Genomic DNA, 21,456 nt, shown 5'->3' with positions numbered 1-21,456 from the left:
CGGCTGGCGTGCGGGCGGGTGGTCAGTTGGCGGTCCAGCCGCCGTCCATGGTGAGGGAACTGCCGGTGAGGTGCGAGGTGCCCGGTCCGCACAGCCAGAGGACGGCACCGGCCACGTCGGCGGGCTCGATCAGCGACTTCAGGGCGCTGCGCTCCAGCAGCACCCGGTTCACCACCTCCTGCTCGGAGATGCCGTGGCTGCGGGCCTGGTCGGCGATCTGGTCCTCGACCAGGGGCGTGCGGACGTAGCCGGGGCTGACGCAGTTGCTCGTCACCCCGTGCGGCGCCGCTTCGAGTGCGACCACCTTGCTGAGACCCTCCAGTGCGTGCTTGGCCGAGACGTAGGCCGCCTTGTAGGGGCTGGCGCGCAGCCCGTGCACGGACGAGATGTTGACCACGCGGCCCCAGCCGCGTTCGTACATGCCGGGGAGCGTGCGGCGCAAGATGCGGAACGGGGCCTCCACCATGACCCGGTGGATCAGCGCGAAGCGGTCCGGGGGGAGCTCGTGCACGGGGGCGACGTGCTGGAGCCCCGCGTTGTTGACGACGATGTCCGCGTCGGCGGGCAGCGCGTCCACCGCCTCGGCCACGGAGAGGTCGGCCACCCAGGCCGTTCCGCCGATGCGTTCGGCGAGGCGTTCGGCGGCCTCGCCCGCCTTGTCCACCACGTGCACGTGGGCTCCCGCGGCGGCGAGCGCCTGCGCGCAGGCCAGTCCGATGCCGCTCGCGGCGCCGGTGACCAGGGCGGTGCGCCCGGCGAGGGGGCGGGGGGCCTGCTGGGGGGTCGGGGAAGTCTGCATGGGCGTCACCGTAAGGAGGTCGCCGCCCGCATCACACGGGGCCGGTGCACACACCGCGGGCCGGCCGCATGGTGGCGGGGTACATGGTGCGGGCCCGCGGGGGCGGGCGCACGGCGGGCGGTCCCGGGCGGGCGCAAGGGGAGCGCCGCACACAGCGGTGGGCGGCGGATGGCCGCCTGCCACATGGGCGTCCCGGGCCGCGGCCCCTAGGTTCCGGCAGCAGTACCGCACACCCGCCGGCTCCGCGGGTCCGCCGGTCCGGCACGTCCGCCCGCACGTCCTTCGAGGAGGCCCCACCGTGCGCCCACCGATCCTGCGACGCCTGCTCCGCCGCGTCGCCTCCGTCTCCGCCTGCGGCCTGCTCGCCGTGCTCGGCGCGCTCCCGTCCCCCGCCGTCGCGGCCCCCGCCGCCCCGGCGGCGGCCGGCCTCCAGCAGGTCACCGGCTTCGGCTCGAACCCCGGCAACCTCCAGATGTTCGCGTACACCCCGGACACGGTGGGGGCGGGTGCGCCCCTGGTGGTCGCCCTGCACGGCTGCACGCAGTCGGCGGACGCCTACTACGCCCACTCGGGCTGGGCCGAGTACGCCGACCTGTGGGGGTTCGACGTCGTCTTCCCGCAGACCACCTCGGCGAACAACGCGCTGTCGTGCTTCGGGTGGTTCGACGCGACGGAGAGCACGCGGGGCAGGGGCGAGGCGGCGTCCGTCGTCCAGATGGTCGAGTACGCGAAGCAGACGTACGGCTCCGACGGCCGCCGGGTCTACGTCACCGGGCTGTCGGCGGGCGGCGGGATGACCGCCGATCTGCTGGCCGCCTACCCGGACGTCTTCGCGGGCGGCTCCGTGGCCTCCGGCCTGCCCGCCCAGTGCGCGACCACCCAGGCCGCCGCCTCCGGCTGCCAGACCGGCCCGCAGAAGCTCTCGCCCGCCCAGTGGGGCGACAAGGTCCGCGGGTCCCACCCGGGCTGGACCGGTCCCTGGCCCCGGGTGGCGATCTGGCAGGGCACCTCCGACTACACGGTCTACCCGGCCAACGCCACGGCGCTGCGGGATCAGTGGACCGACGTCTGGGGCATCGGCCAGACCCCGTCCCGCACCGAGACCCTGCCCGGCAGCACCACCCGGAGCGTCTACGACGACGCGTCCGGGCAGCCCGCAGTGGAGACGTTCTCGGTGGCCGGCATGGGACACGGACTGGCGGTGGACCCGGGGTCGGGCGCCGGCCAGTGCGGGTCGACGGCCGCGTACTTCCTGGACACCATCTGCTCGACCTACCACACGGGCGTGTTCTGGGGGCTGGACAGGACGGCGGGAGGCGGGGACGGGCTGCCGGCCCCGGCCGGCCTGAAGGTCACCGGGGTCACGGACAGCAGCGCGTCACTGGCCTGGAACGCGGTCGAGGGCGCGGCCTCCTACGCGGTGTACCGGGACGGCGCGAAGGTGGCCACGGCCACCGCCCCGTCGTTCACCGACACCGGCCTGGCCGCGGGCACCTCCTACCGCTACTCGGTGACCGCCGCCGACCCCTCGGGCACCGCGGGGGCGGGCTCGTCCACCGTCACCGCGACGACCTCGGGCGGCTCCGCCCCGGCCACCTGCTACACCGCGACGAACTACGCGCACGTGGCGGCGGGGCGGGCGCACACCGCGGGCGGCCACGCCTACGCGAACGGTTCAGGCCAGGACATGGGGCTGTACAACGTGTTCGTCACGCACACCCTGCGGGAGTCCCCGGCCGGCCACTTCGTGATCGCCGACTCCGGCTGTCAGGCCGGGTCCTCGTAGTCGTCCCTGACCTTCTCCGGCACCCGGCAGCCGTCCTCGACCGCGGTGAGCGACACGGTCCACCCGGCGCTCTCCGCGGTGTAGTACCGGGCGTACAGCTTCCAGCCGCGCTTGGCGAGGGTGCGGTAGGTGACGTCCCGCCCGGTGTGGCGGGAGACGATCTCCCAGTCGTGCTGCCGCAGCCCGGTCACGGTCGACTCGAACGCGTCGGCGGCGTCCGCCGCCGGCGCGTAGCCCGTCCAGGGCGCGACGCACCGCCGCCAGTCGCCCTCCGGGAGTCCGGCCCCGGAGGTGTCGCCGGGCGGGAGGCCGCCGGCCCGGGCGAGGGCGGCTGTCTCGTCGGACACGAGGTCCGCGGTGAACGGCAGGGTGGGCTCGGGCGAGGGGGCCGGGGCGCTCCCGCTCTCCTCGTCGAGGCCGCAGCCCGCCGTCAGCGTCATGAGTCCGGCCGCCGCGACGGCGGCCGCCGCGCCTCTTCTGGTTCCGTGCACTGGATGCTTCCCACCCCGGTCGTTCCTCCCCCACGGGCACGCGCCCGTGTGACCCCCGCCGGAGTCTCGCACGGGCTCTGACCTGCTGGGAAGGCCCTTCGGCCGCCGGATACGGCTGTCCCGCCCGGAGGGGCCGGCCGGTGCCCCGGTAGAGTGTGCGGGTCGTCAGCATGCCCGTACGGGGGGGGAAGCCGGTGCGAATCCGGCACCGGTCCGATCCCCCACGCGCTCGGCCCCGATCGAGCAGGGCAGCACCCCATGCGAGAGGCCCAGCCCGCCATGTCCGTACGCAGCCGCGCGGCAGCGCTCGCGCTCACCGCCGTGCTCTGTGGAGCGGCCGTCCCGTCGGCTGTCGCCGCGCCGAGCCCCTCCCCGTCCGCCTCCGCGCCGGACCTCCCGGAGGGGCTGTACGGCACCCAGGACCCGACGTACGACGGGGTGTGGCGCCAGTCGCTGGCCTTCCTCGCGCAGAAGATCGAGCTGGTCACGCCCGCCACGCAGTCGGTGGACTGGCTGATCGGCCAGCAGTGCGACAGCGGCGCCTTCGCCGCGTACCGCGACGCCTCCCGGCCGTGCGACGCCAAGACGGTCGCGGACACCAACGCGACGGCGGCGGCGGTCCAGGCCGTGGTCGAGCTCGGCGTGCACCGCGAGGTCGTGGACCGCGGGGTCGCCTGGCTGAAGTCCGTGCAGAACGACGACGGCGGCTGGGGCTACAACCCGGGCAGCCCGAGCGACGCCAACTCCACCGGCGTCGTCACCGGCGCGCTGGCCCGGGCGGGCGTGCCGCTCGCCGACCTCACCACGGCGGACGGCAGGACCCCGTACACGGCGCTGCAGACCTTCGCGCTGCCCTGCGGCGGCGAGGGCGGCGGGGCGTTCGCCTACCAGCCGGACAAGGACGGCGGGCTGACCGCGAACGCGGACGCGACGGCGGCCGCGGTGCTCGGCTCGATGGGCAAGGGCATGGCCTCGGGCAACTACAACGCGGCGAAGGCCCCCTCCTGCACCGCGGGCAGCGGTCTCACCCCCGAGCAGTCCGCGCAGAACGGCGCGTCGTACCTGGCGAAGGCGCTGGCCGGGAAGGGTTACCTCGAACTGCCCCCGATGCCGGGCGCCGAGGAGTCCGCGCCGCAGCCGGACTTCGGCAACACCGCGGACGCGGTCGTGGCCCTGGCGGCGTCCGGTCACAAGGACAAGGCCGCCGACGCGGTCGCCTACCTGGCGAAGCACTCCGGGGACTGGGCCGGCAAGGGCGGTCCCGCCGCCACCGCCCAGCTGGTCCTCGCCGCCCACGCGACCGGCACCGACGCCCGTGACTTCGGGGGCGTCGACCTGGTCGCCCGCCTCAACGCCACGGGCCCGGCGCCCGCCGCGACGGCGGTGCCCTCGCCGACCGCGACGGCGCCGACCAAGCCCGCCGACACGAGCAGCGACGACGAGGGCCTCGGCCTCTGGTGGATCGTCGGCATCGGTCTCGCCTTCGGCGCGGGCATCGGTTTCCTGCTCAGCGGACGCCGGAAGAACCAGCAACGGTGAGGCGCCCGCTGGGCACGGCGGCGCTGCTGCTCCTCGTCGCCGCCGTCCTCGCCGTGCCGGGCGCGGGGACCGCGCAGGCGACCGGTTACCGCTACTGGTCGTTCTGGGAGGGCGACGGCGGGACCGGCTGGACGTACGCCACCCAGGGGCCCTCCGCGGTCCGGCCGGACGACGGCACGGTGCAGGGTTTCCGGTTCTCGGTGAGCGAGGACTCCCAGGACGCGGCACGGCCCCGCCGGGCGCCGGACTTCGGGGCTGTCTGCGCGGGCACCCCGGCCGAGGACGGCCGGAAGCGGATCGCGCTGGTCATCGACCCGGGCACGGCGGCGGACGCCCCGGACGGCGAGGAGCCGCCGGCGGCCCGCACCGCCTGCGCCCGGGTGGCGCCGGACGCGAGCACGGCGGAGGCGCTGGCCTCGGTGGCGAAGCCGCTGCGGTACGACAGTGCCGCGATGCTCTGCGCGATCGCGGGCTATCCGCGGACGGGCTGCGGCGAGCAGACCGGCGGGGAGGCGGAGGCCCCGGCGTCCGGCACCCCGTCCACGGCACCGTCCGCCGACGACGCTGACGGTACGGACGGCGCTGACGGCGGCGGCCCGTCGGTGGGTGTGGCGGCCGGGGCCGGCGCGGTCCTCGTCCTGGGTGCCGCCGCGGTGCTGCGGGCCCGCCGCCGCCGATGACCCGCTCCACCGGCCCGGCCCGGCTCCGCCGTGCCCTGCGCGCCCCCGCGGCGACCCGCGGCAACGCGCTGCCGGCCGGGGCGTGGTGGCTGTGGGCCCTCGGGCTGGCGACCGCCGCGTCCCGCACCACCAACCCGCTGCTGCTCGGACTGCTGGTGGCGGTGGCCGGCTTCGTGGTGGCGGCGCGCCGTACGGACGCGCCGTGGGCCCGCTCGTACGGGGCGTTCCTCAGGCTCGGGCTGTTCGTCGTCGCGGTGCGCCTGCTGTTCTCCGTGTTCCTCGGGTCGTCCGTCCCGGGCACGCACCCCCTGTTCACGGTGCCCGAGGTGCCGCTGCCGGACTGGGCGCAGGGGGTCAGGATCGGTGGCCGGGTCACCGCGGAACAGGTGGTCTTCGCGCTGTACGAGGGCGCGAAGCTGGCCGCCCTGCTGATCTGTGTCGGCGCGGCGAACTCGCTGGCCAGTCCGGCGCGGCTGCTGAAGTCCCTGCCCGGCGCGCTGTACGAGGTGGGGGTCGCCGTCGTCGTCGCGATGACGTTCGCGCCGAACATGGTCGCCGACGTGGCCCGGCTGCGGACGGCCCGCCGGCTGCGCGGGCGGCCCACCGGCGGGGTCCGGGCGATGCTCCGGATCGGGCTGCCGGTGCTGGAGGGCGCGCTGGAGCGTTCGGTGGCCGTGGCGGCGTCGATGGACGCGCGGGGGTACGGGCGCACCGCGCAGGTCCCGCCCGCCGTCCGGCGGACCACGCACGTGCTGACGCTGGGCGGGCTGCTGGGGGTGTGCGCGGGGACGTACGGGCTGCTGGCCGCGCAGGGCGCGGTGCAGGGGCTGCCGCTGCTGCTGGCCGGGCTGGTCGCGGCGGCGGCCGGGCTGCGGCTGGGCGGGCGCCGCTCGGTCCGCACCCGCTACCGTCCGGACCGCTGGGACGCCCGCGCCTGGCTCGTCGCGGCCTCGGGCGCGGCCGTCGCGGCGGTGATGATCCGGGCGGGCGCCGCCGATCCGGCGGCCCTGCGTCCCGGTGTGGTGCCGCTCACCGCTCCCGTGCTGCCGCTGTGGCCGGCCGCCGCCGTGCTGATCGGTCTGCTGCCCGCCGTGGTGGCGCCCCTCCCGCCTTCCCCCTCGGACTCCAAGGAGCGCCCGTGATCCGGTTCGAGCAGGTCTCGGTGCGGTACGAGGGCGCCGCGCGCCCCACCCTGTCCGGGGTGGACCTCACGATCCCCGAGGGCGAACTGGTGCTGGCCGTCGGCCCGTCCGGTGTCGGCAAGTCGACTCTGCTGGGTGCGGTGTCCGGTCTGGTGCCGCACTTCACCGGCGGGGTGCTGTCCGGCCGGGTCACCGTCGGCGGGCGCGACACCCGGACCCACAAGCCGCGTGAACTCGCCGATCTGGTGGGCACGGTGGGCCAGGACCCGCTCGCCCACTTCGTGACGGACACCGTCGAGGACGAGCTGGCCTACGGCATGGAGTCGCTGGGCCTCGCCCCGGACGTGATGCGCCGCCGGGTCGAGGAGACGCTGGACCTGCTGGGGCTCGCCGAACTCCGCGACCGGCCGATCGCCACGCTCTCAGGGGGCCAGCGGCAGCGGGTGGCGATCGGCTCGGTCCTCACCCCGCACCCCCGGGTCCTGGTGCTCGACGAGCCGACCTCCGCCCTGGACCCGGCGGCGGCCGAGGACGTGCTGGCGGTCCTCCAGCGGCTGGTGCACGACCTGGGCACGACGGTGCTGATGGCCGAGCACCGTCTGGAGCGCGTCGTGCAGTACGCGGACCAGGTCCTGCTGCTGCCCGCCCCCGGTGCCGCCCCCGTGATGGGGCCGCCCGCGGACGTCATGGCGCTCTCTCCGGTACGGCCGCCGGTGGTGGCCCTGGGCCGGCTGGTGGGCTGGGATCCGCTGCCGCTGTCGGTGCGTGACGCCCGGCGCCGGGCGGTGGACCTGCGGGAACGGCTTGCCGACGTCGAGCCGCCGTCCCGGGAGGCCCCGGTGGGCGCCGGGCCGGCGCCGCTGCCCGAGCCGGCCGCGCCGCGCACCGGTCTGCTGACCCGGCTGCTCGGCCGCCGTGCGGCCGTGGCCCCCGGGCCCGGGCCGGTCCCGGTCCCGGCCGGCGAGGCGGTCGTGCGCGCCGAGGGGCTCGGGGTGCGGCACGGGCGGGTCCAGGCGCTGCGCGGGGTGACGCTGTCCGTCGCGCCGGGCGAGACGGTCGCCCTGATGGGACGCAACGGCGCGGGCAAGTCGACGCTGCTCTCGGCCCTGGTCGGGATGGTCGCGCCGGCCGCGGGTTCGGTCCTCGTCGGCGGTCTGCGGCCGTCCGGCAGCAGGCCCCGCGACATGGTGCGCCGGGTCGGACTCGTCCCGCAGGAACCACGCGATCTGCTGTACGCGGACACCGTCGCCGCCGAGTGCGCCGCGGCGGACTCCGACGCGGGCGCGCCCGAGGGCAGTTGCCGTGCGCTGGTCTCCGAGCTGCTGCCCGGGGTGCCGGACTCCGTCCACCCCCGCGACCTCTCGGAGGGCCAGCGCCTCGCGCTCGCCCTCGCCCTGGTGCTCACCGCGCGCCCTCCGCTCCTCCTCCTGGACGAGCCGACGCGCGGTCTGGACTACGCGGCGAAGGCGCGGCTCGTCGCTGTGCTGCGGCGGCTGGCCGCCGGGGGCCACGCCGTCGTCCTGGCCACCCATGACGTGGAGCTGGCCGCCGAGCTGGCGGACCGGGTGGTGATCCTGGCGGACGGCGAGGTCGTCGCCGACGGCCCGACCCGGCAGGTGGTGGTGTCCTCCCCCGCGTTCGCGCCGCAGACCGCGAAGATACTGGCGCCGCGGCAGTGGCTGACCGTGTCCCAGGTGCGCACCGCCCTGGAGGGTCTCGCGTGACGGCACGGTCCACCCGCCCGGTACGGCTCGGCCGGCACGCCGTCGCGGCGCTGGTCCTGGTCAGCGCGGTCGGACTGGTCGGCTTCGGCTGGCCGCTGCTGGCCGGCGCGGACTCCGGCCTCGCCCACGCGCAGGACGCGCCGTGGCTGTTCGCCGTGCTGCTCGTCCTGCTCGTCGGGGTCGTGCTGGCGACGATCGCGGACTCCGGTCTGGACGCGAAAGCCGTGGCGATGCTGGGGGTGCTCGCCGCCGTCGGCGCGGCGCTGCGTCCGCTGGGCGCGGGGACCGCCGGGCTGGAGCCGATGTTCTTCCTGATGGTGCTGAGCGGCAGGGTGCTGGGGCCGGGCTTCGGGTTCGTCCTGGGCTCGGTCACCATGTTCGCCTCGGCTCTCCTGACGGGCGGGGTCGGGCCGTGGATGCCGTTCCAGATGCTGGCCATGGGCTGGTTCACCATGGGCGCCGGCCTGCTGCCGGCACCGGACCGGCTGCGCGGCAGGGGCGAGCTGCTGATGCTCGCGGGCTACGGCTTCGCCGCGGCGTTCGCGTACGGCACGGTGATGAACCTGTACGGCTGGACGATCGTGCCCGGACTCGGTTCGGGCGTCTCGTTCGTCCCCGGCGGCCCGCTGCACGAGAACCTGGTCCGCTTCCTCGCCTACTGCGCCGCCACCTCGCTCGGCTGGGACCTGGGCCGCGCCGCGCTCACCGTGGTCCTGACGGCCGCCGTCGGCCCCACGCTGCTCAGAGCGCTGCGCCGGGCGACCCGCCGCGCCGCGTTCGACGCCCGCGCCGCGTTCGAGGCGCGGGACGACTGACCGGCCCCGGCCCGGAGCGACGGCCGGTGCCGGGCGGAGCCTCCGCCGTACGCCTACGCCTTGCTGCCCGCGGGCGCGGGCGCGGGCACCGCGGCCGGCCGCTGCGCACTGTCCCCCGGCCCGGGGCGCGGCAGCCCGGCCCCGCGGTCACCGGTGCCGCCGGCGGCCCTCAGCCTGCGCGGGCCCGCCAGGACGTACGTCAGCCCGAAGCCCGCGGCCACCACGGCGCCGCCGCCGACCGCGTCCAGCACCCAGTGGTTGCCCGTCGCGACGATGGCCGAGACCGTGAACAGCGGGTGCAGCATCCCCAGGACCTTCATCCACGTCCGCGGCGCGAGCAGCAGGATCACCAGACCGCACCACAGCGACCAGCCGAAGTGCAGGGACGGCATCGCCGCGTACTGGTTGGTCACCGCGGTCAGCGCCCCGAAGTCGGGGCTGTCCAGGTCCTGGACGCCGTTGACCGTGTCGATGAAGCCGAGTCCCGGCATGAGGCGCGGGGGCGCCAGCGGGTAGAGCCAGAAGCCGAGCAGGGCGAGGAGGGTGGCGAACCCGAGAGTGGAGCGGGCCCAGCGGTAGTCGGAGGGCCGGCGCACGTACAGCACGCCGAGGACCGCGAGCGGCACGATGAAGTGGAACGTCGAGTAGTAGTAGTCGAAGAAGCCGCGCAGCCAGGGGATGCCGACGACGGTGTGGTTCACCCAGTGCTCGATGTCGATGTGCAGCCACTGCTCGGCGGAGTGGATCTGCCGGCCGTGCTCCTCGGCGTCGGCGCGCCCGGCGGTCGCCGCCAGCCTGACCTTCGCGTACGCGGAATAGACGACCCGGATGAGCAGGAGTTCCAGCAGCAGGTTGGGGCGGCTGAGCACCCGGCGCCAGAACGGCAGCAGCGGCACCCACGCGACGCGCGCCGGTACCGGCTCCGCGTGGTCCGTGGGGACCGGCCGCCGCCAGTGGGGCGAGGCGCGGGAGAGGAAGGGCACCGCGCAGGCCGCGGCGAGCGCCGCCACGAGCAGCGCGTTGTCGCGCAGCGGGAGGATCACGCCGACGTTCGGCAGCAGCATCTTCCCCGGCAGGGTGAGCACGAGCACCACGACCGCCGGCCAGACCAGCCGGTCCGAGCCGTGGACGCCGACCCGGCCGACGACGGCGAGCAGCACCCACAGCAGCTGGTGCTGCCAGGCGGTGGGCGACACGGCGACGGCGACGCAGCCGGTGATCGCGACGGCCAGCAGCAGCTGCCCGTCGTGGGCGTAGCGGACCGCGCGGCGCAGCCCGAGGACGACGACGGCGGCGGCCAGGGCCAGGAACAGCACGATCTCGAACGGCCCCTGGAGCCCGAGGCGCAGCAGGGCGCCGTGCAGCGACTGGTTGTCCAGGCTGTCCGGGCGTTCGCCGAGTCCGGCACCGGCGAGGTGGTGCACCCAGTACACCCAGGAGTCCTGCGGCATCAGCGCCCAGGCCAGCGCCGTGCAGACGGCGAACGTGGCACCGCCGCTCACGGCGGCCCGGCGTCTCCCGGTGAGCCAGAACAGGGCGGCGAAGAGCAGGACGGCGGGCTGGAGCGCGGCGGCGACACCGGTCAGCACCCCGGGCAGCCGCTCGCCGCGGACCGCGAAACAGGCGAGCAGCACCAGCAGGACCGGCAGGATGCTGGTCTGGCCCAGCTGCAGGGTGTTGCGGACCGGCAGCGACACCATCAGCAGGGTGATCGCGACGGGCGCCGCCAGGAACGCGGTGCGCCTGCTCACCGGTGCGGGCAGGGCGCGCACCGCGACGAACCCGAGCAGCACGACGAGCAGCAGGGACCCGAAGGTCCACACGACGCCGAGTGCCTGTTCGGCGGAGACCGTCAGCGGCTTGAGCACCAGTCCGGCGAACGGCGAGCCGGTGAACCGGCCCGGTTCGTAGAGGGATCCCGTGAGGTGCAGCACCCCGGTCGCGCCGGTCCAGGTCTCCAGGTCGGTGAGGCGTTCACCGGGCGGCCGGCGCAGCACCACCGCCACCTGCCGTATCGCCAGGACACCCACGAGCAGCCAGAGCACGGCCCGGGCCGCCGCCACCCTGGGATCCTCCGTACGGATCGCCCTGGCCCCACCGTCCGCCGTGTTCCCCCGCACACTGCGCTCCACATCTGTCACGCTGCGCCGACCCTCCCGCTCTCAAGCACTGTCCCCTCGGCCCGGGTATGTGCGGATGAAGCCTCGCATTGCCCTATGAGGTAGACACAATCAACCTCCTCTTCGCCCGGCTGTCACCACTGATGTGCCGAAAGAATGCCCGAATATCGCCGGGCGGGCCGGTGCTCCGGCTCTGCGTGGTACCGGCCCGGTCAGCCCCCGTCGACCCCGGAACCCGGCAGGTCCGCCTGCCAGCCCGCGAAGAGCGGGACGTCCGACGAGCCGTCGAGGACAACGACGCCGAAGGGCCGGTCGAAGGCGAGGTGCCGCACCGTCCGGGGCCGCGGGGCGGCCGACCGCGCCGCCGCGACCGTGACCGCCGCGGCCTCCACCCCCTCCTCCCCGACCTTCACGACGGCCTCCTGGACCACCTCGGAGACGTGGAGGCGCACCGGCGAGAGACCGGAGAGGTCCGCGGCGGCGGAGTCGGTCGCGAGCCGCACCCCGAGGGCCGGCAGCTGTTCCGTGAGGGGAATCCTTGTCCGCAGGGTGAAGCGGGGCAGTGCGACGGTCACCGCGCCGGCCTCCAGCGGGGTGCGGGAGTCCTCGGCGGCCCATGCACGCGGCAGGACCCGGGCGGCTTCCTCGCCCGGCTCCCCCAGGACGAACCTGACCCGTGCCGGTGCCGCGCCGTCCGGCCCGGTGCGGCAGCGCAGCTCGACGACGTGCGCGCCCGGCACCGTCCACACGTCCGCGCGGCGCACCGGCGCGTGCATCGTCGCCACCGGCAGGCTCCTGCCCGCCGCGTCGGTGAAGGGCAGGTCCCGGGTGCGGGCCGGGTCGAACCGCACCTCCCAGAACGCCTTCAGGGCCAGCACGTTGGCCAGGGCGAGCGCGACGCCGCCGAGGTCCAGCGGAAGCCGTTCGATCAGGCCCCCGGTCCGTTCGCGGACCCATGCGTCGGCCTCCGCGGCGTCCACCGCGCCGAACGCGACGTCGGGGAGCGCGCGTACGTACTCCGGGCGCAGCGGGACGTCGTGCCAGACCCGGGTCGCCAGGTGCAGCGCCCCGGTGCGCCCCCAGTCCCGCGCCGCGTCCGTCACCACGGCCGCGGCCTCCCGCCCGGCGGTCCCGAGCAGGGCCCGCAGTTCCTCGGCGGTCTCCGTGCGGGCGCCCGCCGCGAGGGCCGTCAGGGCCAGCCACAGCCCGGCCGGCGAGCACACGAACCCGCGTCCGCCGGGCGGTGCCAGCTCGGGCAGCCATCGTTCCCCGAGCCGCTGGACGGCCCCCTCCACGTCCTGCTGCATCATCGCTCCCTCTCCGCTCCGAACAACCCGTTCCCCGCCCCGCCCCCACCCGGACAGAATGGCCCCATGACGTGGACCGTGGCCCCCGAACACTTCGCCACCCCGGAGGCGACCGCGCTGCGGCGCGACTACTACGGCGAGGTGGCCGGCCGGTACTGGGGCCGCCGGGCGACCGAGGCGGAGATCGACGACGGGCTTCTGGACGACGAGGTCGAGCTGCTCGCCCGCCCCACCGGTGCGTTCCTGGTGGGACGGTACGACGGCGCACCGGCGAGCTGCGCGGGCCTGCGCCTGGTCGACCCGGTGACGGCGGAGCTGACCCGGGTGTTCGTCCGGCCCGCCTTCCGCTCGACGGGGGGCGGCGGGCTGCTGCTCGCGGGCGTCGAGAGCGCGGCGCGGGCCTACGGGGTGCGGTCGGTCCGGCTCGACACCCGCGACGACCTGGTCGAGGCCCGCGGGCTGTACGCCAAGCACGGGTACCGGGAGGTCCCTGCGTTCAACCGGGGCCCGTACGCGGAGCACTGGTTCGCCAAGGAGCTCTGAACGGCCCCGGCGCCCGTCCGCGGTGCGGGTACGGGTGCCCGCCGGTGCGGTCCGGTGCGGTGCGGTCGGTGCGGTGCGGTGCGGTGCGGTCGGTGCGGTGCGGCCCGGTCGCACGGTGGTGGTGCGGGCGGGTGCGCCGGTCGCACGGCGGCGCGGGTGAGGGCACGGCGTGGCGGGTGAGGGCACGGCGGTGCGACCGGTGCGGGGGTGCGGCGGGTCAGCCCGCCGAGTGGTCCCGGCGCGGTTCGGGCATGTGGGGCCGTTCCCTGCTCGACCCGCTCACCTCGGCCGACAGCTCGCTCACCAGGCGGATCAGGTCGGTGGGGCGGTCCGGACCCCACCAGTCGCCCAGCAGCTCGGCCAGTGAGTCCTCGCGGGCCCGGGACAGCCGGACCACGGCCTCGGCCCCCTTCTCGGTGAGGACCAGCTGGACCCCCTCGCGCCGGGCGTAGCCGAGTCCTTCCACCTGGCGGGCGGCCGAGGTGATGACCCGGAGCGGCACGGGGGCCACCTCGGCGAGCCGGCCGGGTTCGACGGTGCCGTGCCGTTTGATGCGCAGCAGCAGCCAGCTGGCGGCGGGCTGGAGGTCGTACCCGGCCCGCTCGGTGATCTTCTCGTAGATCTCCCGGCGTCCCTCGCGGGTGGCGAGCACCGACAGGGCGCGGGCGCACTCGTCGTACGAGGAGCGCTGGACCGGGTTCGGGGCGAGGGTCTCGCTGGAGTCGGGGGCGGTGACCGAACCGCGCAGGGGCTCCTCCTTGAGGAACCAGGCGAGGCAGAACGCGACCAGCACGACGGGTGCCGCGTAGAGGAAGACGTCGGTGATGGAGGTCGAGTAGGCGCCGAGCACCGAGGGGCGCAGGTCCGCGGGGAGCCGGCCGATGGCGCGCGGGTCGGCGGCCAGCGCCCCGGCGTCGGTCCCGGGCGGGAGCGGGCGGCCGCTGAGCGCGCTCTGCAGTTCGCCGGTCAGCCGGCTGGTGAAGATCGTCCCGAACACGGCCACCCCGAACGACGCGCCGATGGACCGGAAGAAGGTCGCCCCGGAGGTGGCGACGCCGAGGTCCTCGTAGCCGACGGAGTTCTGCACGATCAGCACGAGCACCTGCATGACGAGGCCGAGACCGGCGCCGAAGACGAAGAAGCAGACGCTCATGGTCCAGGTGGAGCTGTTCTCGGAGAGCGTGTGGAGCAGCAGCAGGCCGACCACGGTGAGGGCCGTGCCGGCGATCGGGAAGACCTTCCAGCGGCCGGTGCGGCTCACGATCTGGCCGGATCCGGTCGAGGTGATCAGCAGGCCGAAGACCATCGGCAGCATGTGCACCCCGGACAGGGTCGGGCTGATGCCGTGCACGACCTGGAGGAAGGTGGGCAGGTAGGTCATGGCACCGAACATCGCAAAGCCGATGACGAAGCTGATGACGGCGACGAGGCTGAAGGTCCTCTTCCGGAACAGCCTCAGCGGCAGCACCGGTTCGGCCGCCCGTCGCTCGGCCGAGACGAACGCCGCGAGCAGCACCACGGCGAGGACGGCGAGGGCGATGATCTGCACGGAGCCCCAGGCCCAGGTGGTGCCGCCGAGCGAGGCGACGAGGACCAGGCAGGTGGCGACGGAGGCGATGAGGAAGGTGCCCAGGTAGTCGATGCGGTGCGCGGTGCGGCGGACCGGGATGTGCAGGGCCGCGGCGATGACGAGCAGGGCGACGACGCCGATGGGCAGGTTGATGTAGAAGACCCAGCGCCAGCTGAGGTGCTCGGTGAAGAAACCGCCGAGAAGCGGTCCCAGCACGCTGGTCATGCCGAACACGGCGCCGAAGAGGCCCTGGTACTTGCCCCGTTCGCGCGGGGTGACGATGTCGCCGACGATCGCCATGGAGAGCACCATCAGTCCGCCGCCGCCGAGGCCCTGGAGGGCGCGGAAGCCGATCAGCTGCGGCATGTTCTGGGCCATGCCGCAGAGCGCCGAGCCGACGAGGAAGATGACGATGGCGGTCTGGAAGAGCTTCTTGCGCCCGTACTGGTCGCCGAGCTTGCCCCACAGCGGGGTGGCCGCGGTCGCCGCCAGCAGATAGGCGGTCACCACCCACGAGAGGTGGTCCAGGCCGCCCAGCTCGCTGACGATCGTGGGAAGGGCGGTGGACACGATGGTCTGGTCGAGTGCGGCGAGCAGCATGCCGAGCAGCAGTGCGCCGATGGACACCAGGATGTTCCGCCGGGACCGCCCGCCGTCCGCCGCAAGGGGTGGCGGGCTCAGCTGCTGGGCCATGAGCATCTCCTCGGATCCGCTGGACCCCCATCCTGTCCGCTCTGTGCCGTTATGGCCTGCCGAGCACCCTGGCGGGCGGGCGACCGCGTCCGTGGCGGACTGCATAATCGCAGGCAGTCCACAGGGGAGGGGAACCCACGATGACCGGAGCCAGGTGCCCGGAGTGCGGCGGCGAGCGGAGCGAGAGACCCGGGGCGGGATGCGCCTGCGGAGCGGGTACGGCCGTACGCCCCGGGCGGGACGCCCGTAGGGCGGAGATCGCGGCGGCCGAGGACTTCGACCCGCTGCGTATCCGGCCGTACGTGACGTTGCACAGCCAAGACCCCGATACCGACGACACAGACGACACCGGCCACACCGGCCACGCCGGCCACACCGGCGATGCCGACCACGCCGGCGCTCCTGCGGACCCGGGCGAGGCCCCCGGTGCGGCCGGGCCGGCGCCGCAGCCCGCGAACGGTGCGCCGGGGACGGCCGCACCGGGGGTAACGAGCGTCTCGGCGGGCATGCCGCCGGCGGCTCCGGGTGCGCGGCCGGACGGCGGCGCTGCGGACGGGGCCGGCGGGCGGAGCGCCGCGGCGTACGCCGGGGACGGGCCCGATCCCGTGCAGCCGCGCCGGCGGCGGCCGTTCGCCGTGGTCGCCGTGGGGGCGGCGGTCGCCGCGGTGGTGGGTACGGCGGCCTTCGCGGGCGGCCTGTTCGACGCGAAGGACGACCGGGACACGGCGCTGCCCGAGGCCACGTCGAGCGTGCCGGACACGGACGGCGTACCGGCCGCGTCCGCGCCGGAGCCGTCGTCGGCGTCCCCCTCCACCGCACCGTCCCCGTCGGCCTCGGCGTCGGTGCCCGCGGAGGCGCCCTCGGCGTCCCCCTCCTCGTCGCGGAGCCCGTCGGCGTCGCCTTCCCCCACCGTCCCGCAGCCCCCGTCGCCCTCGGCGTCCGCGACGGAGGCCCCCACCGCGCCGGTCGCGGCTCCGCCCGTCGAGGAGGTGGCCGGGACGACCCTGCGGCGCGGGGACCGCGGCCCCGAGGTCTCCGAGCTCCAGCGCCGGCTGCAGGAGGTCTGGGTGTACCGGGGGCCGGACGACGGCACCTACTCGGCGCAGGTCGAGCAGGCCGTCGCCGAGTACCAGCGGTGGGCGTCGGTCCGCAGTGACCCGCCGGGGGTCTACGGACCGGAGACCCGCAGCGCCCTGGAGGCGCGGACCACCGGCCGGGGGCGCCGGTCCTGACGGGGAGGTCGCGACACGGCCGCACCGGCCCTCCGGCCCGGTGCGGCGGTCGGGCGGTGCGCGGATTGGCGTTTCGGCGACCGTTTTTGTACCGTGGTGGAACAAAGTAGCCTCCGCTCGTTCTCCCTGACCGGCGAGCGGGGCTGCTTGTCTTTCTTCACCCGCAGCCGTGAGCTGTCCCCCGCGCCCTGGAGCATGCCGATGCCGGCCACCGTCCTCGAAGCCCGCGCCCTCCTGCTGGACATGGACGGCACCCTGGTGAACTCCGACGCGGTGGTGGAGCGCTGCTGGCGGCGCTGGGCGACCGCGCAGGGGCTCGACCCCGAGGCCGCGCTCAAGGTGGTCCACGGCCGCCAGGGCTACGCCACGATGGCCGCCCTGCTGCCGGACCGGCCCATGGAGCAGAACCACGCGGAGAACCGGATCATGCTTGCCGAGGAGACCGCCGACACGGACGGCGTCGTCCCCATCGGCGGGGCACCGGCGTTCATGGCGTCGATCGCGGACCTCCCCCACGCCCTCGTGACCTCGGCCGACGAGGCGCTCGCGCAGGCGCGCATGACGGCCGCGGCGCTGCCGATGCCGGAGACCCGCGTCACCGCGGAGATGGTGGGCGCCAGCAAGCCGGACCCGGAGGGCTTCCTCAAGGGCGCGGCCGAGCTGGGCTTCGACCCGGCGGACTGCGTCGTGTTCGAGGACTCCGAGGCGGGCATCGCGGCGGGCCGGGCCGCCGGCATGCGCGTCGTGGGCGTGGGCCCGCGCGCGGCCGCCCTCTCCCCCGACGCCCACGTCGAGGACCTGACGCGGCTCCGGGTGGAAGCGGGTGCGGACGGTTCGATCCGCCTGCTCGTCGACGCCGCCTGACGCACCCTCCCCCTCCGGTTCCCCCGAGGCCTCCCCGGCTCCTCCGAGAGCTCTCCGGCTCCCCGAGAGCTCTCCTGCCCCTCCGAGGCCTCCGGCTCCCCCGGTTCAGTCGCGGTGCAGCAGCCCCCGTGCGATCAGTTCCAGCACGAGCGCGACGGCGACGGCCTGCACCGCGATCAGCGCCACCAGGACGAACAGCTGAACGGCGCCCGCCTGCACCGGTGAGGCGCCGCCCAGCAGCATGCCCACGAACGCCCCCGGCAGGGAGACGAGCCCCACGGTCCGGGTCTGGTCCAGGCCCGGGAGCAGCGCGTCCGACGCCGCGGGACGGGCGATCTCCAGCCTGGCGTCCCGGTCGAGCAGCCCGAGCGCCATCCCGGCCTCCACCTCGCCCCGGCGGGTCCTGAGCTCGTCCAGCGCACGCCGGCCACCCAGCACGGTGGCGGTGAGGGCGCCCCCGACCAGGATGCCCACGACCGGGATCAGCGCGATGCCGCGCGGCGGGAGCACTCCGGCGAGCAGCAGCGCCACGACCACCGGGACGGAGCCCGCACCGATCGGGAGGGCGGCCCACCACCAGGTGCGGTTGGGGGTGATCCGGCGGCCGGCGGTGCGCACCGCGACCGCGAACATCAGGGCCAGGAAGCCCAGCAGCGGCCCCGTCGCGTGCACCACCCAGCCGATCAGCAGGGAGACGGCCGCGAGTTGGAGCGCGGCGCGCAGTCCGGCGACCGCGATCTCGCGGGCCCGGCCCAGCGAGGCCCACGCGGCGACGGCGACGGCGAACAGCAGGGGCACGACGAGGGCGACGCCGAGGGCGGGACCGACCGGAAGCAGCACTCCGCCACCCTGGAGGCCGCACACGCACCCGAAGTGTGTCCGGAATGGCCTGCTTGCCAACTCTTCGCCTCGAACGCCCTTCGGACGGGACGTCAGACCGATCGTCCCACCTCTTGATGTGACGTGCGCATGTCGTCACTCTGTTACCTGGCGACCACCCCATCGAAACCCGGCGCCGCCACGATGGCCTGGCTCCGCAGGTCGCCCGCGCAACATCCCCCCATATGCAGGGAGTTCACATGTCAGGTATCTACGCGCGTCGCATAGCCGTCGTCGCTGCCTCGGCAGCGCTCGCCGCCACCACCGGGCTGCTCACCGCCCCGACCGCGCAGGCCGCGATGCCCACCCCGGTCAGCGCGTCGACCGCCCGTACGTATCTGGGGCAGCTCACCGTCTCCGCCGAGGGTTCCTCGTCCGGCTACAGCCGCGACAAGTTCCCGCACTGGATCACCCAGTCGGGGACCTGCAACACCCGCGAGGTGGTGCTGAAGCGCGACGGCACCGGCGTCGTGCAGGACTCCGCCTGCGCCGCGACCAGCGGCACGTGGCACTCGGAGTACGACGGGGCGTCCTGGACCGCCTCGTCGGACGTGGACATCGACCACATGGTCCCGCTGGCCGAGGCCTGGCGCTCCGGGGCCAGCGGCTGGACGACCGCCCAGCGCCAGTCCTTCGCCAACGACCTGACCCGGCCGCAGCTCATCGCGGTCACCGACAACGTCAACCAGTCGAAGAGCGACCAGGACCCCGGCACGTGGCTCCCGCCGCGCACCGCCTACCGCTGCACCTACGCCCGCGCCTGGGTGCACGTGAAGCACTACTACGGCCTGAGCGTCGACTCGACCGAGAAGAGCGCCCTGCAGTCGGTCCTGAACGGCTGCTGACGCCCCTCCCGCCCCGGCGGAACGCCCCGCCCTCCTCCGTCGTTCCGTACCCTACGGACGCATCGGTGACGGCGACGCGAGGAGGGCACACATGGCCGGGCTACGCCTGGGACCACTGCTGAGGTACGTCGACTGGGAGTCCGGCTCCCGGGCGACGGTCTGGGTGGAGTCGACCAGGCCCTGCACGGCGGAGGTCCGCTGCGCGGACGGGGCGGCCGGGGCCTCCCTCACGTTCGCCGTCCAGGGGCACCACTACGCCCTGGTGGTGGTGACCGGCCTCACGCCGGGCTCGACCACGCCCTACGAGGTGCTCCTCGACGGCCGCCGGGTGTGGCCGCCCGAGGACTCCCGCTTCCCGCCCAGCACCATCACCACGCCGCCGCTCACGCCGCCGGACGGCGCGGGGGGCGAGGAGAACCCGGTCCGGGTCGCCTTCGGCTCCTGCCGGTGGGCCGCGCCGCCCGCCCACGGGCACGGCCCCTCCGCGGTCCCCCGGCCGCACCCGGGCCGGGGCGACGCCATCGGCCCGGACGCGCTCGACACCCTGGCCGTCCGGCTGGCCGCCGACCCCGACGCGGTGCGCCCGGACGTCCTGCTGCTCCTGGGCGACCAGGTGTACGCGGACGAGACCTCACCGGCCACCCGGGAGCGGCTCGCGGCCCGCCGCGGCCTCGACGAGGCGCCCGGCGAGGAGGTCGCGGACTACGAGGAGTACACCTATCTCTACGACGAGTCCTGGCGCGACCCGGACGTGCGGTGGCTGCTCTCCACGGTCCCCAGCTGCATGATCTTCGACGACCACGACGTCATCGACGACTGGAACACCAGCGAGGCGTGGGTGCGGGACATGCGCCGCACGCCCTGGTGGCACGAGCGGATCGTCAGCGGGTTCATGTCGTACTGGGTCTACCAGCACCTCGGGAACCTCTCCCCCGAGGCCCTGGAGGCCGATCCCGTCTACGCGGCCGTGCGCACCGCACCGGACGGCACCGAGGCCCTGCGCGCCCACGCCGCGACGGCCGACGCCGAGCCCGCCGGGACCCGCTGGAGCTACCGGCGTGTTTTCGGCCGAGTACGGCTTCTCATGGTCGACACCCGGGCGGCCCGGAATCTCGACGAGCAGCGGCGGGCGATCCTCCGGGACGAGGAGGCCGCCTGGCTGCGCGACGAGGTGCTGGCGGACCCCGGCGCGTACGACCATCTCCTGATCGGCACCTCGCTGCCGTGGCTGCTGCCGCCCCTCGTGCACGAGGCGGAGACCTGGAACGCGGCCCTGTGCCGCGGCGACCGCGGTGACCGCTGGGCGCGCCGCGGCGAGAAGCTGCGCCGAGCCGCTGACCTGGAGCATTGGGCCGCCTTCCCGGAGTCCTTCGAGCAGTTGTCGGAGCTGCTGCGGGAGGCGGGGCGCGCGCCCGGCGCCCCCGCGTCGATATGCGTGCTCTCGGGTGATGTGCACCATGCCTACGTCGCCGAACCCCAGTGGGCCGACCGGACCCCGAAGGACACCGGGACCGCACGCCTCCTGCAACTGACCTGCTCTCCCGTCCACAACTCCGTCCCCGCCTATCTGCGCGCCGGCTTCCGCTTCGGGTGGAGCCGCGCGGGCCGGTGGCTCGGGCGCGCCCTGGCGCGCCACGGGCGGACGGGGCGGCCCCCGATGCGCTGGCGCAAGACGGGCGGGCCGTGGTTCGGCAATCAGTTGATGACACTCACGCTGCGCGGCCGGAAAGCTTCACTGACATTGGTTCAGGCCACCGAAGGGCCCGCGGGGGCGCAGCTGGAGACCGTTCTGGAACGTTCACTCACATCGAACGAATGATCTATTTTCAGCCAGAGAATAATGTTGAACTTGCAAGCAATGATGAGGTATCCCTAACCTGACAGGCCCCGATCGGTTCTCGTCCCCAGACCGAAGGAGCCCCACCCCCCATGTCCATACGTCTGAACCGGGCCCAGCCCTACGCACTCGGCCTGTTCCGCTTCGTCATCGGCTTCCTCTTCGCCTGCCACGGCGCCGCCTCCCTCTTCGGGGTCCTGGGCGGCGCCATGGGCGGCACCCTCCCCGCCGGCAGCTGGCCGGGCTGGTACGCCGCGGTCATCCAGCTGGTCGGAGGCACGCTGGTCGCACTCGGCCTCGGCACCCGTGTCGCCGCCCTCGTGTCCTCGGGCTCCATGGCGTACGCGTACTTCAAGGTGCACCAGCCCGAGTCGCTGTTCCCCCTGCAGAACGGCGGGGAGGCCTCGGCCGTCTTCTGCTGGGCCTTCCTGCTGCTGGTCTTCACCGGCTCCGGCGCCCTCGCCCTGGACCGGCTGTTCTCCTCCCGCGACGACTCCGGGGCCGAGAGCGGCCCCGCCCGCGAGAAGGCACCGGCCGTCTCCGTCTGACCCGTCCTCCCCGCGCTCCGGCCCCCCTTTCTCCCCGCGGGG

The 21,456-nt window shown here is 74.9% G+C and carries 18 protein-coding genes; 12 read left to right on the top strand and 6 right to left on the bottom strand.

Going from position 1 to position 21,456, the window contains the following annotated elements; translation table 11 throughout:
• Positions 1-22: 22 nt before the first annotated feature.
• A complete protein-coding gene (locus tag ABZ172_RS00720; RefSeq protein ID WP_356878647.1) occupies positions 23-799 on the bottom strand; it encodes a 3-hydroxybutyrate dehydrogenase in 777 nt (258 codons plus the stop codon).
• Between the two features lie 298 nt (positions 800-1,097).
• Here ABZ172_RS00720 and ABZ172_RS00715 point away from each other — a divergent pair, with 298 nt between their 5' ends.
• The gene (locus ABZ172_RS00715) at positions 1,098-2,585 is read left to right on the top strand and encodes a PHB depolymerase family esterase (RefSeq protein WP_356878645.1); all 1,488 of its coding nucleotides are present in this window, start codon (positions 1,098-1,100) and stop codon (positions 2,583-2,585) included.
• Here the strand turns inward: ABZ172_RS00715 and ABZ172_RS00710 are convergent.
• Positions 2,567-3,076: a hypothetical protein gene (locus ABZ172_RS00710; RefSeq protein WP_356878643.1), complete on the bottom strand. Its 510-nt coding sequence runs from the start codon at positions 3,074-3,076 to the stop codon at positions 2,567-2,569. The two genes, ABZ172_RS00715 and ABZ172_RS00710, sit on opposite strands and share 19 nt — an antisense overlap.
• Before the next feature lie 279 nt (positions 3,077-3,355).
• Between ABZ172_RS00710 and ABZ172_RS00705 the strand changes: the two genes are divergently transcribed.
• From ABZ172_RS00705 to ABZ172_RS00685, 5 genes are read left to right on the top strand one after another with little or no spacing between them, the layout of a single operon-like run.
• A complete protein-coding gene (locus ABZ172_RS00705) occupies positions 3,356-4,615 on the top strand; it encodes a prenyltransferase/squalene oxidase repeat-containing protein (RefSeq protein WP_356878641.1) in 1,260 nt (419 codons plus the stop codon).
• A complete protein-coding gene (locus tag ABZ172_RS00700) occupies positions 4,612-5,295 on the top strand; it encodes an SCO2322 family protein (RefSeq protein ID WP_356878639.1) in 684 nt (227 codons plus the stop codon). The genes ABZ172_RS00705 and ABZ172_RS00700 overlap by 4 nt, the downstream gene beginning before the upstream one ends.
• The gene (locus tag ABZ172_RS00695; RefSeq protein ID WP_356878637.1) at positions 5,292-6,437 is read left to right on the top strand and encodes a CbiQ family ECF transporter T component; all 1,146 of its coding nucleotides are present in this window, start codon (positions 5,292-5,294) and stop codon (positions 6,435-6,437) included. Before ABZ172_RS00700 ends, ABZ172_RS00695 begins: the two co-directional genes overlap by 4 nt.
• The gene (locus tag ABZ172_RS00690) at positions 6,434-8,161 is read left to right on the top strand and encodes an ATP-binding cassette domain-containing protein (RefSeq protein ID WP_356878635.1); all 1,728 of its coding nucleotides are present in this window, start codon (positions 6,434-6,436) and stop codon (positions 8,159-8,161) included. The genes ABZ172_RS00695 and ABZ172_RS00690 overlap by 4 nt, the downstream gene beginning before the upstream one ends.
• Positions 8,158-8,976: an ECF transporter S component gene (locus tag ABZ172_RS00685; protein WP_356878633.1), complete on the top strand. Its 819-nt coding sequence runs from the start codon at positions 8,158-8,160 to the stop codon at positions 8,974-8,976. Before ABZ172_RS00690 ends, ABZ172_RS00685 begins: the two co-directional genes overlap by 4 nt.
• A gap of 53 nt (positions 8,977-9,029) precedes the next feature.
• Here ABZ172_RS00685 and ABZ172_RS00680 read toward each other — a convergent pair whose 3' ends face one another.
• Entirely contained in the window at positions 9,030-11,117 is a 2,088-nt protein-coding gene (locus ABZ172_RS00680) for a bifunctional glycosyltransferase 87/phosphatase PAP2 family protein (RefSeq protein WP_356878631.1), read from the bottom strand.
• 191 nt (positions 11,118-11,308) lie between these two features.
• Complete coding sequence (locus ABZ172_RS00675; RefSeq protein ID WP_356878890.1) at positions 11,309-12,403, bottom strand: serpin family protein; 1,095 nt, start codon at positions 12,401-12,403, stop codon at positions 11,309-11,311.
• A gap of 66 nt (positions 12,404-12,469) precedes the next feature.
• Here ABZ172_RS00675 and ABZ172_RS00670 point away from each other — a divergent pair, with 66 nt between their 5' ends.
• Positions 12,470-12,946: a GNAT family N-acetyltransferase gene (locus ABZ172_RS00670; RefSeq protein ID WP_356878629.1), complete on the top strand. Its 477-nt coding sequence runs from the start codon at positions 12,470-12,472 to the stop codon at positions 12,944-12,946.
• Positions 12,947-13,163: 217 nt separating this feature from the next.
• On the opposite strand, the gene ABZ172_RS00665 is transcribed toward ABZ172_RS00670, so the two are convergent.
• Positions 13,164-15,209 carry an MFS transporter gene (locus ABZ172_RS00665; RefSeq protein ID WP_356878627.1) on the bottom strand — a complete coding sequence of 682 codons (2,046 nt, stop codon included), beginning with the start codon at positions 15,207-15,209 and terminating at the stop codon, positions 13,164-13,166.
• A 605-nt stretch (positions 15,210-15,814) separates the two neighbouring features.
• On the opposite strand from ABZ172_RS00665, the gene ABZ172_RS00660 reads away from it, so the two are divergent.
• Positions 15,815-16,441, top strand: a complete 627-nt coding sequence (locus tag ABZ172_RS00660) for a peptidoglycan-binding domain-containing protein (protein WP_356878625.1) — start codon at positions 15,815-15,817, stop codon at positions 16,439-16,441.
• Between the two features lie 201 nt (positions 16,442-16,642).
• Positions 16,643-17,305 carry an HAD-IA family hydrolase gene (locus ABZ172_RS00655; protein WP_356878888.1) on the top strand — a complete coding sequence of 221 codons (663 nt, stop codon included), beginning with the start codon at positions 16,643-16,645 and terminating at the stop codon, positions 17,303-17,305.
• A 105-nt stretch (positions 17,306-17,410) separates the two neighbouring features.
• Here ABZ172_RS00655 and ABZ172_RS00650 read toward each other — a convergent pair whose 3' ends face one another.
• Positions 17,411-18,145, bottom strand: coding sequence for an ABC transporter permease (locus ABZ172_RS00650; protein WP_356878623.1), 735 nt, complete (start codon positions 18,143-18,145; stop codon positions 17,411-17,413).
• 239 nt (positions 18,146-18,384) lie between these two features.
• Between ABZ172_RS00650 and ABZ172_RS00645 the strand changes: the two genes are divergently transcribed.
• The 3 genes from ABZ172_RS00645 (at position 18,385) to ABZ172_RS00635 (ending at position 21,414) form a co-directional block, all read left to right on the top strand.
• Positions 18,385-19,029 (top strand): HNH endonuclease family protein, encoded by a 645-nt coding sequence (locus tag ABZ172_RS00645; RefSeq protein ID WP_356878621.1) that lies wholly within the window; start codon positions 18,385-18,387, stop codon positions 19,027-19,029.
• A 91-nt stretch (positions 19,030-19,120) separates the two neighbouring features.
• Entirely contained in the window at positions 19,121-20,848 is a 1,728-nt protein-coding gene (locus ABZ172_RS00640; RefSeq protein ID WP_356878619.1) for an alkaline phosphatase D family protein, read from the top strand.
• A 110-nt stretch (positions 20,849-20,958) separates the two neighbouring features.
• Positions 20,959-21,414: a DoxX family protein gene (locus tag ABZ172_RS00635; protein ID WP_356878617.1), complete on the top strand. Its 456-nt coding sequence runs from the start codon at positions 20,959-20,961 to the stop codon at positions 21,412-21,414.
• Positions 21,415-21,456: the final 42 nt, after the last annotated feature.

This window comes from Streptomyces sp. NPDC006296 (assembly GCF_040613235.1).
Lineage (GTDB): Bacteria > Actinomycetota > Actinomycetes > Streptomycetales > Streptomycetaceae > Streptomyces.
The sequence above is the reverse complement of the archived record's forward strand: the minus strand, read 5'-3'. Positions and strand labels throughout refer to the sequence as shown.